This window comes from Thalassobacterium maritimum (genome assembly GCF_031127805.1).
GTDB lineage: Bacteria > Verrucomicrobiota > Verrucomicrobiia > Opitutales > Coraliomargaritaceae > Thalassobacterium > Thalassobacterium maritimum.
In genome coordinates this window covers 73,210-86,611 of the sequence record NZ_JARXHW010000012.1, presented here as the reverse complement: position 1 = coordinate 86,611, position 13,402 = coordinate 73,210, and the positions used below count along the sequence as shown (strand labels likewise).

Annotated in this window: 12 protein-coding genes; 7 read left to right on the top strand and 5 right to left on the bottom strand. The window is 52.0% G+C overall.

Translation table 11 applies throughout. The features are described 5' to 3' along the window. Positions 1–33: 33 nt before the first annotated feature. Entirely contained in the window at positions 34–1,476 is a 1,443-nt protein-coding gene (locus tag QEH52_RS07335; protein WP_308949449.1) for a right-handed parallel beta-helix repeat-containing protein, read from the top strand. Here QEH52_RS07335 and QEH52_RS07330 read toward each other — a convergent pair. After that, positions 1,473–2,702, bottom strand: a complete 1,230-nt coding sequence (locus QEH52_RS07330; RefSeq protein ID WP_308949448.1) for a sulfatase-like hydrolase/transferase — start codon at positions 2,700–2,702, stop codon at positions 1,473–1,475. The two genes, QEH52_RS07335 and QEH52_RS07330, sit on opposite strands and share 4 nt — an antisense overlap. A 46-nt stretch (positions 2,703–2,748) precedes the next feature. After that, the gene (locus tag QEH52_RS07325; protein ID WP_308949447.1) at positions 2,749–3,768 is read right to left on the bottom strand and encodes a LacI family DNA-binding transcriptional regulator; all 1,020 of its coding nucleotides are present in this window, start codon (positions 3,766–3,768) and stop codon (positions 2,749–2,751) included. Between the two features lie 100 nt (positions 3,769–3,868). Here QEH52_RS07325 and QEH52_RS07320 point away from each other — a divergent pair, with 100 nt between their 5' ends. Both QEH52_RS07320 and QEH52_RS07315 read left to right on the top strand, forming a co-directional pair. Continuing rightward, positions 3,869–4,576 (top strand): hypothetical protein, encoded by a 708-nt coding sequence (locus QEH52_RS07320; RefSeq protein ID WP_308949446.1) that lies wholly within the window; start codon positions 3,869–3,871, stop codon positions 4,574–4,576. Between the two features lie 102 nt (positions 4,577–4,678). Then, entirely contained in the window at positions 4,679–7,087 is a 2,409-nt protein-coding gene (locus QEH52_RS07315; RefSeq protein ID WP_308949445.1) for a sulfatase-like hydrolase/transferase, read from the top strand. A gap of 6 nt (positions 7,088–7,093) precedes the next feature. Here the strand turns inward: QEH52_RS07315 and QEH52_RS07310 are convergent, their stop codons facing one another. Continuing rightward, on the bottom strand, positions 7,094–7,336 hold the full coding sequence (locus tag QEH52_RS07310) for an FAD-dependent oxidoreductase (protein ID WP_308949444.1): 243 nt from the start codon (positions 7,334–7,336) through the stop codon (positions 7,094–7,096). 82 nt (positions 7,337–7,418) lie between these two features. On the opposite strand from QEH52_RS07310, the gene QEH52_RS07305 reads away from it, so the two are divergent. From QEH52_RS07305 to QEH52_RS07290, 4 genes are all read left to right on the top strand, one after another. Continuing rightward, a complete protein-coding gene (locus tag QEH52_RS07305) occupies positions 7,419–7,790 on the top strand; it encodes a hypothetical protein (protein ID WP_308949443.1) in 372 nt (123 codons plus the stop codon). A gap of 158 nt (positions 7,791–7,948) precedes the next feature. Further along, entirely contained in the window at positions 7,949–8,632 is a 684-nt protein-coding gene (locus QEH52_RS07300) for a DNRLRE domain-containing protein (RefSeq protein ID WP_308949442.1), read from the top strand. Positions 8,633–8,992: 360 nt separating this feature from the next. Next, the gene (locus tag QEH52_RS07295; RefSeq protein ID WP_308949441.1) at positions 8,993–9,805 is read left to right on the top strand and encodes a PEP-CTERM sorting domain-containing protein; all 813 of its coding nucleotides are present in this window, start codon (positions 8,993–8,995) and stop codon (positions 9,803–9,805) included. A 592-nt stretch (positions 9,806–10,397) separates the two neighbouring features. Continuing rightward, complete coding sequence (locus QEH52_RS07290; protein ID WP_308949440.1) at positions 10,398–10,523, top strand: hypothetical protein; 126 nt, start codon at positions 10,398–10,400, stop codon at positions 10,521–10,523. 252 nt (positions 10,524–10,775) lie between these two features. Here QEH52_RS07290 and QEH52_RS07285 read toward each other — a convergent pair whose 3' ends face one another. Beyond that, positions 10,776–11,573, bottom strand: a complete 798-nt coding sequence (locus QEH52_RS07285; RefSeq protein ID WP_308949439.1) for a hypothetical protein — start codon at positions 11,571–11,573, stop codon at positions 10,776–10,778. A 285-nt stretch (positions 11,574–11,858) separates the two neighbouring features. After that, positions 11,859–13,352, bottom strand: a complete 1,494-nt coding sequence (locus QEH52_RS07280; RefSeq protein ID WP_308949438.1) for a coiled-coil domain-containing protein — start codon at positions 13,350–13,352, stop codon at positions 11,859–11,861. Positions 13,353–13,402: the final 50 nt, after the last annotated feature.

Below are 13,402 nucleotides of genomic sequence, written 5' to 3'. Positions count from 1 at the left end.
CATATGCACAGAAAAGTTGAATAGCTTCACTCGATGGATCATTTACGAGAGTGTATTGTCACTTATTATATAACTTTTACCGAGACGCCAACGCTCACCAGCACGCTCCACATTTTGAATAGCAAGCCCCCCACAAGCCTCCTTCGGTCCGTAATTTTCGGACTGCTCTTTTCACTGAGTGTCAGCTCAGCCCTAGCCGCTGACTATTACATGACGGTCCATGGGGCTGGCAGCAAAGATGGCAGCAGTTGGGAACATGCCTTTGCCAGTAAGAACTTATTTTCGATTTTGAATGAGACCTTGCTCCCTGGCGACAATCTGTATCTGAGTGGTCCGGAATCGCAGGACGCTCCTCACTATGGCGATCTGCGCGGCAGTATCAGTAGCAGTGGCACCAAAGAGGCGCGTAAAGCCTTGATCGGTGTGGATCGCGGCTTTGGCGTGCCCAAGTTTGTGGGCAAACAAAAAGTACGCAGCTACGCGACCTTCCGACTGACCGAAGGCAGTAGCTATTGGACGATCAAAAACCTGCGTATCGAACACCGCGAATATGGGCTCACCACAGATGAAACCGAACATAAAGAGCTCTTGATCGAAGGCATCTCAGTGTATAGCACCCGCGCTTCGGGCTTCGTCTTCGCCAATTGCGACGACAGCATTATCCGCAACTGCCAGTCCGAACGCTACTCCGAGATTGGCTTCCAGTTCAGCCATTCCTGCGATCGCATTCAAATCATCGATTGCTTGGCAGACTGCACGGGGACCCGCGACAAAGATGATCCGGGGCACTGGAAAGGTCTCTCCGACCCTGTCGGATTCGACTTTCACTCCAAGCGTAGCGATGCCGCACCCAATACCGACATTTTAATGAAGAACTGCATCGCACTGAACAACCGTGAAACCAAGGGTAAATACCCGCAAGGCGACGGTATTAAATTTGAGCGTAAGAATATAGGCATTACACTCGACGGTTGCCTCACCAGCCGCAACCGCGATGCGGGCTACGACCTAAAAGGAGACAATCAAATTCTAAAGAACTGCAAAGCGATCTCCAATAGTCGCTACGGCTTTAAGCTCTGGTATGATGGCGTGCTGACCAATTGCGTGTCGGTCGGCCATGGCAGCCGCGAGTTTATGCTACCCGCCACTGGCGATGGCGAGCGCACCATCACTGCGCGCAACTGCACCTTCCACGGCACCGAAAAAACTGATTTCATCGTGGGCTTTGAGTCGAAGGGCACTACAGCTGTACTGGAAGACTGCATCCTTTCTTTCGCGACCGACAAGAAGACTTTCAAGGCGGGCCACGGTAAACTCGTCCTCAACGATTCGGTAACACTCAAGAACGCTGCCGATCCGGAGAACCCACCGCTCTATGTCGCCCCAACGCTTCCTTGGTATGGACAAGGTAACAACTTCGACAACCGCACCTTCGGTCAGGCAAAAGGTTACAGTAGCCGCAGAGTCATCGATTAGGACTCAAGCTGAACCGTCTTCCCGTCAAACGACGCGCGCCAGCCCCGCATCTCGAGTGCAACCGTGCGTTCCGGCACTTCCCGTTCTCCCCGAAGCACTGGGGACAGGTCCTCCCCAGGAAATCCCGGCCCGGCATCAAAGCCCACTAATCCACAAAACGTAGGCAACAAATCAACTGTCGACAGCGGCATATCCAGCGAACGCCCTTGCGCCACCCCTGGCCCCATAGCGAGAAAGGGAACCCGGATACTCTCCTCTTGGGGGTTGCCCTTCCCCCGACAGTTTTGATCTGGCTGGCGACAGCTCCCCACCCAATCGCCATGGTCCGAGGTATAGATGACCAAGGTATTGTCCAGCTCCCCTCGCCTTTCCAGCTCGTTCAAAATTCGGCTGTTCAGATCGTCCAAGGCCGCAATCTGAGCGTAGTATTCGCGCAGCTGATACTGAATCAATCGATTATTGTCGGCATGCACATTATCTGGAGCGCTCAAGGCCTCCGGATCAAACATATCCAAATAACGCTGCGGCACGACATCGGTGACCAAGTGCTGCGGAAAACTCTGCACATACCACCAGGGGGTTTCAAAATGTTGCTCTTGTAGCCCCAGTCCCAAGGCCTCGTTAATTTGCATACTCGGCTCTCTCAGGCGATCGAGATCCTCAGTTGATATCGATGGGTTGTGAGGTGGCCCCCAATTCAGCTGAGCCAGCCAGGGACCTTCCGCACTGGCATGCCAGTCGAGAAACTGTTCCACCTGCACCTCTGGTGCGAAACGGCCTCGATGGGGATGCAGTCGGACTCCATCTGCATCAAATTCCGGTAGGTCATAATCCTCGTGTCCGTTCTGCCAGCCCTTCCAGTGCTCCCAGCCCAGCCGCCAATCCGGTGGTGTGTAGATCGAACCGTTCATCGGCTCGTGCCAGTGGCACTTACCAAAGTAGGCAGTCGAGTATCCCTGATCGCGAAATAGCTGGGGCAAAGTCGGCAAGTCCCGCCGGATCGTATCCTGATTTCCCCAAACACCATTGACCGATCCGGGTTGCCCGGTCTGTAGACAGGCGCGGTAGGGAGCGCATAACGGATGCGTGGAGACACACTGAGCAACCGAAACCCCAGTCCCGGCCATGCGGTCTAAAGCGGGAGTCCGCACTTCGGGATTCCCCCCATATCCAGTGGCAGAGACGCGGTGCTGGTCAGCGAGCAATATAAGGAGATTAGGCTTCATAATATTGATAAGATAAGGAATCGTATTTATAAAAAACCGCGTAGGCTTACGGAGTCAGCACCCGTAGACTCGAACCGCGCACGAACGGACTCTCGACTTGAACAGCCTTTGCCACAGATGGGATACCACGCTCATTTCTATAGAGCTGAGCGGTCACTAAATCGATCCCTACCGCGCCCACCGTTTCAGGCACGAAATCAATGCGCGCATCCTCCTCGCTTGCCGAATTCTCAATCGCGACATAACCTACGTCGGCAGGCACTTCACCCAACACTGTGGCAACCGAAGCTTTAAACTGATGATAACTTGAAATGACCACATCAGGCTGAACGTCACGCAGCCAAGCTTCCACCTGAGTGCGTTCCGTCAATGCATCATCGCATACAAATACATACGGCTGCGATAGCCCCCAAAGTTGCCGGGACAGATGCTCAAAAATCGCCCAACGTTGTGAATGCTGATTGCGTTCATTCCGCCTCCCTAAAATAGCAGCGGGTCGCTGATATCCCATCGCTTTAAGCTCACTCAACATATTAAAGGTATCTTGATAGGCAGCTGCGGCGGCATGGTGCACACGGGGGTGCGCCAAGTTGTGCCCCAAAGCAGCAACCGCAAAATACTCCCAATCCATCTGAATCGATAGATTCGGATCGGACGGCGGCGCAATCAATACCCCTTGGATCCCACGGCTCAGTAAAATTCGCTGCAAGATGGCTTCATTAAAATCCGCTTCTGCCAAACAAAATTCTTGGAGCGCAAAACCACAGGCCTCCGCCCGTTCAAAAGCTCCCTTGTAAAATAACTGCCTAATGCTTTTAATATCACTGCGCAGGTGATGGCAGGTCGTCAAGTAGGCCAAAGTTGTCACATCGCTTCGCCGCCCGTTGTTCCGGTCGGCGGTCAACGCCGCCACCAACGGATTCGGCCGATAGCCCATTTCTTCCGCCATCGCCTTAACCCGCGCCCGCGTCGCTTCAGATATGGAAGGATGATTACGCAATGCCAACGATACCGCATTCGCAGAAATACCTAATTTGGCAGCTAGAGTCCGTTGAGTCACCCTCATTACTTTACAATAAAAGTATAAACTATTTTGCGATGTCGAGAGGAATCTGCAGTTTTAATGAGTATCAGTTAAACCATCAAAACCCACTCCTTATATAGTTATGAAAAAATTAGCTCCTTTACTCCTACTCTGCGTCAGCGCTCAACTCAGCGCCCAGACCATACTGGTCGACTTCGGTAAAACCGGACAGGAAACTACCGGCAACTGGAACAATTTTGCACAATTGGATACATATCGCTTCGGCTCCCCCCCGAATACAATGCTGACGGATATGATCGACTCAACCGGAGCCAACACTGGCGTCGATTTAGTCTATCTAAGCGAGAGCAGTGGTATCAATGTATCATCCGGTATCGGTGGCGCGGACAACAATGTAGCAACCTCAACTGGATATGCGACCTCCGCTACCCGCGATACCATGTTCTTAAATCGGGGCGAGAACAATTCTATCTCGGTCACCTTTGAATTAAGAGATTTGGAGGCCAACGGGTTCTATGATCTCTCATTCTTTGCCAGCGTGCCAACCAATGACCGTTCAAATACAACTTGGGCGGTCGGCAGTGACTCTGTCTCTTTGAATCCTGGAAACTATACAGGCGACACCGTCACTTTGAGCAGTGTGCAAGCCGATGCCAGCGGCACCCTACAAATTGTTTGGTCCAACAATCCAGACGGCGGCTCCGTCAATGACTCCGCTCACTGGAACACCCTGGAGGTCATCTCGGTGCCGGAACCGGCGGCCTTCGCATTACTAGCTGGCGCAGCCGGTCTGTTGCTGGCCTTCAGCCGTCGGCCTACGCGTCGATAAGCACAGGCAACGCGTCATGCTTAACGCTTTTTCTCAATGCCATGCTTGGATTCTCCAAGCTGGCATTTTTTTTGCCCTTCAGCTTCGGCAATGCCACCTATAATGAGATCTACGTCAATCACCCGACTGAGTGCCGTCACTCTGCTGTGCCTACTCTTAAAACTAACAGCGCTGGCCGAAACGCCCAACGTGCTGTTGATCGTTTCAGACGACTTAAACGGAAACATGGGCGCCTTCGGGCACCCTTTAGTGCAAACGCCACAACTCGACAGCTTAGCGGCTCAGAGTTTGCGATTTGAGCGCGCCTATTGCCAATGGCCGGTCTGCGGACCGTCGCGCGCGAGTTTTCTCACAGGCCTCTACCCAGATCAGAATGGGGTCAAAGACCTCAAAACTTCCGTCAGAGACATTCTACCACAAGTGGTCACGCTGCCGCAGTATTTCAAGAATCACGGCTATCAATCCGCGCGCGTGGGTAAGCTCTATCATATGAATAACCCTAACGGCATTGGGCAAAATGGTGAAGATGACGCGCAATCCTGGGACGAACGATTCAATCCGGCGGGTGTCGATAACAGCAGCGAAGTGCGCAACGAGATTAAGATTTTAAACCGGAATGGCAGCGCGTGGCAGAGCGGTGGATGGACTAGCACGGGTGCTCGCTTGAGCTATCTCGCAGCCGAGGGCACGACTTCAGACGGCGTGGACAAGGGCGACCCGCTCACCCACACCGACGGTATGGTGGCGACGAAGGCCATCTCGCTGATCGACGATTACACGCAGAACGCGCAGCCCTTCTTCCTCGCAGTGGGCTTTTTCAAACCGCACACTCCCTTCGTCGCACCCAAGTCATTTTTCGATCTCTACGATCCGGATGACATCGTCGTGCCCACAGTGCCCGCAGACTATTATTCGACGCTGCCGGCCGCAGCCGTCGCCACGCTGCGTGAACGAAGTTATGAAAACGGACTGGATGCGACGCTCGCCCGCCAGACGATCCACGCCTACTATGCGACCATTTCGTTCATGGACGCACAAGTGGGGCGTGTGCTGGCCGCTCTCGACGATCCAAACGGTGACGGCGATCACAGCGATAGCATACGGGATAATACCATCGTAGTGTTTCTATCCGACCATGGCTATCATATGGGCGAGCACGATAAGTATCAGAAAACCACCCTCTTTGAAGATGCCACCCGCGCGCCGCTCATGATCTCTGCGCCGGGCATGGCCACCGCGGGGCAGTCCACTCAATCCCTGGCGGAATTTGTCGACCTCTACAAAACGCTGGCCGAACTTGCCGGACTACCCGAACCGGAAAACGCCTCGGGCATCAGTCTGAACCCCATCTTAAATGACGCCACCAGCGAGCTCCGCGACAGTGCGCTCACTCAGCAAGACGACAATTACACCCTGCGCACCGAACGTTATCGCTACACCCGGTGGCAGGGCGGCGGTGCGGACAACATCGAGCTCTACGACCATCTTTCAGATCCACAGGAGCTCAACAACCTAGCCTATTCTGATCCAACTGGTCACGCAACGCTCATTGCAGATCTCGATGCCGCCCTGACACAACGCATTGCGGAGGCACAAGCGACCATGCATATCAACCTGTTTCCAGGCACCGTAGACAGTCGCGCCTATGGCGGCATCCCCCATCTAATTCCCGGGCGCATCGAAGCCGAGAATTACGACGAAGGTGGCGAGTTGACCGCCTATCACGATGTCAGCTCCGGAAATAACCTTTCCGCGACGGATTATCGCGATGACGATGTGGATATCGCCCTTTGCAGCGATACAGGCGGCGGTTACAATATCGGAGGCTTTGATGGCGGAGAGTGGTTGGCTTACAGTGTGGACGTGACCGCTGGCGTGTATGACCTCCATTTCCGACTGGCATCCAACAACAGCAGTCACCTAGCTAGCATCGAAGCGTATCTGGAAGGGCAATTACTCGGAAAAGTCGTCGCTCCTGCCACGGGTGGTTGGCAGAACTGGCAGACAGTTACGCTCTCGAATGTGGAGGTGCAACCCGGCGGCACAGGACGCAAGCTCGTGCTACGCTGCAGCGGCAGTGGTGAGAAGTTTAATCTCAACTGGGTAGAATTCGCGCTCCAAAGCACTCGCTTCGACTTATGGCAGACGCAGTTTGATAACTGGGTATCGGCCTCCCCGACTCCCAATGAGGATGACGATGGCGACTCCAGTTCCAACGGCATCGAATATGCCTTTAATAGCGATCCCACTTCCCCCCAATCGGCCCCTCTCTTAGAGCTTCAAGTCGTCACATCCCCTAGCGCTGGCCAAATAAGCTTCAAACGCCAAAAATACGATACCAGCTTGAGCTACACCCCAAAGTGGTCGGTCAACCTGAACCAATGGCATAGCACCGGATTCAACGTAGAATCAGTCACTGATCTTGGAACGATCGAAGAAGTCTGCTATCAAAAGCAAAGCGAGATCGGGCATGATCAACTTTTTTTGAAAGTCGAAGTTTCCGGACTGTAAAGTCCTTCAACGGGTAAGCATCAGTTTTTTTTCAATAGCCATTCGCCGATCGCCCACCCTCCGGAAGGATACCACATCTTCGAAACACTTCTGGTCGAGGATGTCGGATTGGCTCATCATGCAATCCCCCTCAAAGCGGAGACTCTCACGCTTTCCGGGAATGGCGCCGATCCACTCAAATGTGCACAACTGCTGAGGATGGATAAGATTCCAAGTAAAGACAGTCACTGGATGGCAGGAAATCCACATTCCTCTCAGCCAACTGAAAGCAAGCGCGACGGAACCCAACTTTGAAAACTTCGCCGGGTTCTACATCCGCGCCAACGCTTCGATGCCCGTACCGATCTACATCGACAACGTCCGCCTCGAGCTGATCCTGGCAACAAAAGCCTCCGGAAGTGACTGGTTTGTCTCACCAGACGGGAATGACAGCAACCCCGGCACCCGATATCATCTGGAAAACCTGCCGTCGGCACTGGATGCCCCCGGCGAATGGTTCCTCTCCCGCGACGGCGTCTTGCGCTACCTCCCACGCGCCGACGAGCTGATACCATCCCCTTTGGGCAGACACCACATTGAAGAGGCATCTTTTCAAAAAAAAACAAGAACGCTCGCTTCACACGAATTATCGACGCACCAACGCCAAGAGTCAGGTCGCGCACCGTGGTCGAATACGGATCACACACAAGGAAGGGCAATCTGATTGAATAGGTTCAATTAAGAACTCACTGCATCGCCCCAATTTTTAATCAATATTAATTAGTCCATAGCCGATTTGCCCCAACTAAAAACTGTAACCATGCGTCGGCTCTACTAAAGCATTCCTACAATTTTCAACATACACACCGCCCCCCATCTATTATGAAACGAGCACACATCCTAACTATAGCATGCCTCTCTGCTTTAACAATTACTCAAGCGTCGGCTTCGATTACACTGAGCGCATCGGACGATAATTATGTGTATTCCAGCTCTAGCTCAACTAATTACCAATTTGATGCACCTGCTATCACCGTTAAGACTGCAAATAGCAGCTCCAGAATTGGCTTTATGAAGTTCGATCTATCCTCCGTAATTGGTTCGTTGGACACCAGTCAAGACGCCACCCTGAATGTGACTTTTCGGGGAGTCACGAACGCTAGCGGCGGCGACAATGCAACATTTACTTTCGAGGCCTTGTCGAATGACAGCCCAATCAGAGCAGACTGGTCCGAAACGACCGTGACCTATAGCAGCCGCCCCGCAGGAACCTTTACAGATCTCGGCACTGACTACAATTGGTCGTATAACGCCAGCGATGTGCCGCACTCGATCACTTTCTCGAATATTGCCAACTATATTCAGGCCGACAATACGATCACATTTCGCCTTTCCGGACCTAAACTGGACAACACAAACAACAACCCCAGCTTTCATTCCAGTGAAGCCACGACCGAGTCCTTCCGTCCGACCCTTGTTCTCGCCACAGTCCCCGAGCCCGCCGCAGCAAGCATCCTATTGGGGCTGTCGACACTGGCCTTTGTAGGCCTTCGCCGACGCCGCTAATCGCGAGATTTCCTCATTTCATCCGAATCCCCCGAAGCGCAAAGCTTCGGGGGATTTTTTTGTGCAACCAGCAAACAGTGTATGCCCCAATCATACCATCCCGTGCAGTCACCGGCGTATGCCGCTCCTGTCTCGTTGCGGCTCGCGTTTGCCCCATGAATAGGATCTCCCCCTGCCAAGTGATGTAAAACTACAGGCAAACGGAGCTGGGCGCTTTAGCCCCAGTCAGGAATTCCGACCGTTCGAATGAATGTGCCCCATGTCAAACGAACCCTCAACCCCGACTGAAATGCATATTCCCCTAGCATCTGATCACTGAAGAAATATAGTAAACATGCTCATAAATAAGGAGATAAAGTTATGAAACTACCCCAAATCATCCCCCCACTCTCTCTTCTTGTAGTCCTGTCCGGAACTCCACTCACGGCTGCAGTCCTCGTCGAAGAGGACTTTGAAGGCCTCACAAATGTCACCGACGGTGCGTTCAACCGCGCAGACGATGAATCCCAAGTCGAAGTCTCGCTCTCGACGGCCGGCGACCCGTTCTCGCTGGGAGCGGGCAATCAGTATGTCATCCACCGGGATGCGGATGGCGATGACGGCGCGGTCGCTGGATTGGTGAACAGTCCAACTGCAGGCGCTCTCGACGGGGGTCTGTTCAGCATTAATTTTCTCTTTTATGAACCCAGCGGGGACGGTCTCGATGACAGTATTCTCGTTCGCGTGGGCGCGGACACTAATTCCGACAATGCCGCCGTGGATATCAGCCTGAACAACGGCACCCTCAATGCCACCAACGTCGCCGCGGTTTCCAATGCCTACGCCTTGGACTCGTCCTACGCGATGGACATTGTCGGCAACGAATCCGGCGCCTCAGTCAACTACGAGGGCAAAGCACTGGCCAACAACCGCTACGACGTCTGGCTAACCGACTCATCCGGCTCAAGCTCTCTGGTATTGAGTGATGTCCTGTTCCGCTCCACCGGCGAAACCCTGGATTCCTTCTTTTTCCAAACCTTCAGCAGCGCTCAACAGGAAATTTACTACGATAATTTCACCATCACCGATAATGAGGCTGTCGTCCTCGGCCTCATCCCCGAACCCGCCTCATCAGCGCTCTTGTTCGGCGGCGCGATCGCGATGGTAGCACTGCTCCGTCGTCGGCGTCGCTAAATAGAATAGGTCGTGATTCAACCGCATTCCCGGTAGCGTGCGACCTTGGTCGCGCCGGGTCCTAGCAGGCAAACGCGACACTGCACCCACTCGGACGGCTTGGTTGGCGCTCGACGAGTCCTTGCCTTTGCTAAATAAATAAAATTGAGCCTCAGGGCAGCGAAGAATACGTTTCAGGATCTTGCCCGTGGCCAAGGGGCATCAACACCGGCGCGACCTAGGTCGCGCGCCACTGCACCCCCCATCGCACTTACCTCAGGATGTTGCCGTTTGCAGCATACAGCCCGTTGAATACGTCAACTCACAGGGCGTTTGCCCATCACTGCGAATATCTTAATTTATAATGTGGCGCTTCTCCACAGCCTACATTGCCCCAGTGAAATGACTTCCCCTATAATTGATGCCCCAAAGTGCCCTCTTCGAACTGCTAGTCGTCATTGCGATCATCGGCTTTCTGGCCGCGATCCTGAACGTGCGGATCAATGCCTACGTCTCTAAAACCTCCAGTAACTTGCGGCCGCCAATCAGTTGTTCGCCCAGGATAACCACGGGGTCTATCTGACCGCGAAACAAGCGGTATTCGAAGATGGCGATGGCCTATCGCTATAATGGCAAAGCCACCGTCGTCTATTACGACGGCTCGATCGGCAGAGTCACAATGGAAGACGTGACTCGCAAGGATCAGCACGAGGACTTCTGGGTGCCAATGCGACGGTAGCCCCGAGATCATGCCGAAATTCTTAAATACAGCAAACTGAAGAGATCCGGCAGACTCATAACATATTCAATCAAGTTGAGAAGAAAAGCACCACACCGTATTGCTTCGCGAGCCACCCCGCTTGTTAAGTAGGAGAGTAAAAACTCTCCCTGCGAAGCATAAGCTTATACCAGCGAAGTACGGATCACTCGTAAATGCCCCTTTGGTGCATGTCAGCTAGGAGCTCCTGGCCTTTTTGGAGGCATTTCAGTCCTACTCCGAACGATCCTGTAGAGCCGGATGCACAATGAGCCACATGCCATCGACCGAATCTCGATTAAGATTTCTATTCAAACTATACCACCATCTTTTCCATAAAACTGTAAGCTCTTGATACTCGCGAGGAGGCATGTCTGAACCTTCAAAGAAATCAGGAATTTTATTTTGGTTTCGATCATCCGGGATACAGTGGATCTGACCTTCGCCATCAGGAAACAATGGGAAGTTTAGAAGATTACTCACAGGCATCGCTCCGTGAGGGCCCTCGACACAGAGGAAGGCACGGTAACTCCCATAGCCCTCATTTTTTAAGGTAAACCTAGTTTGTCCCGCAGCGGGACGGTTCACAACCAGCTCATTATATCTATAGATATATAAACGTAGAGCTGTTTCAAATTTAGGATCGCTAAATAGCTCGCGCTCTAGAACCCCGTCATTTCGAATGCGAAGTGTGGCGCTCGGGGACACCACTTTATTCTCCTTTAAAAGTTCCATAGGCGCGCGCCGATCAAACAGTCCTGCCAAATCGATAAAATCCACTATGCGCTGATTGGGCCAAAGCAGGCTAGGTTCTTTAGGCGGTGAAATCTCATTAAAAACACGAGCCGACTTGGAATTTCGAGATGTGGCTAGTTTGTCGGGAATTGAAACTTCGAACCAGACAATAGGCGCATGATACCTGCTAACGCGCTCTACTGTCGAAGAAACCATGCCTGCATAAATGCCAGGCTCGAACTGAATCGTTCGGTCATTGAGCGAAGGATTGGGCGCGTTGAGAACCCTCGAGAGCATCCAACCACCTCCGCTAGACTCATACTTAACGATATCAATGCCAAGCCGCACAAATTCCCCATCATTCGGAAGGAGACAATGAACTGCCCCATCTGCTTGAATGCTCAGATGCGAGCTTGGCCAATGTTTTTCCTTTGCTTCACTGAATCGATTCAACCGCTCATAGGCCTCGAACCATGTTCGAGGTAATGGACTGTCGCCCCGACAATGGAGCGTAAATAAACTAATCGCTAAAAAACAGCAAAACAGTGATTTCAGTAAGCGTGCGAGCGTATCCATAAATGACTAAAACCGACGCAATCGTGCCTTTCTCAACGCATCATACAGCAGATCCATTTGTTCAATCAGAGCATTCTCATCAAACCGGCTGATCTGATCGGGGGCTGTTTCCCGCAACCGCTTCATCGCATCAATGGCTAACTGATTGAGCGGATGCTCGGTTCCAGAATACCTCAAGGCTTTACGGTAATCTTGATAGGCGGAAACCACGTCGCCCGCTTCTTCAAATTGTTGAGCGGTTAAATAAGACTTTATGGCTGATTGTGACTCGTGGATAAGACGCCAGGCATCTGAGTTCCTAGCCACAGGTTTCAATTGTAGGAGTTCCTTAATATCCAGTAATTTTCCTTCTGCCCAAAGCTGTTCAATAGCTTTGTCAATTTGCGCCTCGATGGACTGTTCAGCATCGATCGATTGCCCAGTCAACTGCTCCAATCTCAGAGCGATCACACCATGCGAGAGACGTTTCTGCAAAGCATCGAAATACGGCCGCAAATAAGTTCGACCCGAATTCCCAGAAATTGATTTGGAAAGCGATCGTGCCGTCTCATAATCCTTGTCTTCCAATTGAGCAAACCCCTCCTTAAAGGCGGTTAGCTTGGGGATAATATCTGTCAAAAAATATTCCGCACCGTTTAATTTAGGATCATTCGCAGCCACCTCAAAGCGCTCAATCGCTCGCATAATACTATCAGAATTTGTTGAGACTTCAGACAATATCTGAGCCGCAAGCGCCTCTGGACTGACAGCTTTCTCCTCCTTCAGCCATTTCTGAGAGAGTTCTTCACGAGTGTGCAGTGGAAAATTCGATGAATTGAGCTCCAATTGCTTGAGAAAATCATTCGCTGCTTTAGCATTTCCAGCACTACGTTGATCCAAATAACGCATCCAGATGTGCAAGGCACTCACCGTGCCACGTAGCTTTTCCGCGCCACGTCTGACGACAATATTGTCCGTTGCGCTTGGACGTTTTATTTCCAACGCAGCCAGTTGAAGCATGAGTGGGTCAAGATCAGCGGAAGTTTCCGCCTGAAGACAAATGCTGCGAGCTTCACTGATCAGCGAATCAATTCGCGCATACCAAACCTGATATGCCTGCTGCTGCAAGGTTTGCAACTCACCGATTAACTCAATATAAGCTTCGAGCGCTTGATCTGACACAAGCAAGGCCACCACCTTCGACTCCAGACGCTGTAGGCTTTGTAGCGCCTCACGGTAATTCGAATTCTTTGTATATATTCGAGCTTTCTTGAGCTGTAAAGACAGCGATTGTAATTCAGTCAATTGTCGCTCAATTCGCTGCGCAGCATATCGATCTTGCTCATTATCATTCAAATTAATCTGTTTCAATTGCTCATCACAACTTTGCTTCACCTGATTCGCCTGCAACATAAGCTCATCTAGAATGCGCAAACTATCATCGAGCGCCTGCGCAGACAGACAAGAGAACGACAACAGAAACATTGAGAGGCCGGGTAGAAGTCTTAATGGCATAAACATAGGTAATGTTTATGCCATCTTCCAACGGCACAGCTCAAGGCAATAAAAGC

Bases quoted from the DNA above. Each gene is read 5' to 3' on its own strand.
- QEH52_RS07305 (WP_308949443.1), top strand. From the start codon at position 7,419: ATGCCCGTACCGATCTACATCGACAACGTCCGCCTCGAGCTGATCCTG.
- QEH52_RS07310 (WP_308949444.1), bottom strand. From the start codon at position 7,336: ATGTGGATTTCCTGCCATCCAGTGACTGTCTTTACTTGGAATCTTATC.
- QEH52_RS07295 (WP_308949441.1), top strand. From the start codon at position 8,993: ATGAAACTACCCCAAATCATCCCCCCACTCTCTCTTCTTGTAGTCCTG.
- QEH52_RS07315 (WP_308949445.1), top strand. From the start codon at position 4,679: ATGAGATCTACGTCAATCACCCGACTGAGTGCCGTCACTCTGCTGTGC.
- QEH52_RS07290 (WP_308949440.1), top strand. From the start codon at position 10,398: ATGGCCTATCGCTATAATGGCAAAGCCACCGTCGTCTATTACGACGGC.
- QEH52_RS07330 (WP_308949448.1), bottom strand. From the start codon at position 2,702: ATGAAGCCTAATCTCCTTATATTGCTCGCTGACCAGCACCGCGTCTCT.
- QEH52_RS07300 (WP_308949442.1), top strand. From the start codon at position 7,949: ATGAAACGAGCACACATCCTAACTATAGCATGCCTCTCTGCTTTAACA.
- QEH52_RS07325 (WP_308949447.1), bottom strand. From the start codon at position 3,768: ATGAGGGTGACTCAACGGACTCTAGCTGCCAAATTAGGTATTTCTGCG.
- QEH52_RS07320 (WP_308949446.1), top strand. From the start codon at position 3,869: ATGAAAAAATTAGCTCCTTTACTCCTACTCTGCGTCAGCGCTCAACTC.
- QEH52_RS07285 (WP_308949439.1), bottom strand. From the start codon at position 11,573: ATGCTCTCGAGGGTTCTCAACGCGCCCAATCCTTCGCTCAATGACCGA.
- QEH52_RS07335 (WP_308949449.1), top strand. From the start codon at position 34: ATGGATCATTTACGAGAGTGTATTGTCACTTATTATATAACTTTTACC.
- QEH52_RS07280 (WP_308949438.1), bottom strand. From the start codon at position 13,352: ATGTTTATGCCATTAAGACTTCTACCCGGCCTCTCAATGTTTCTGTTG.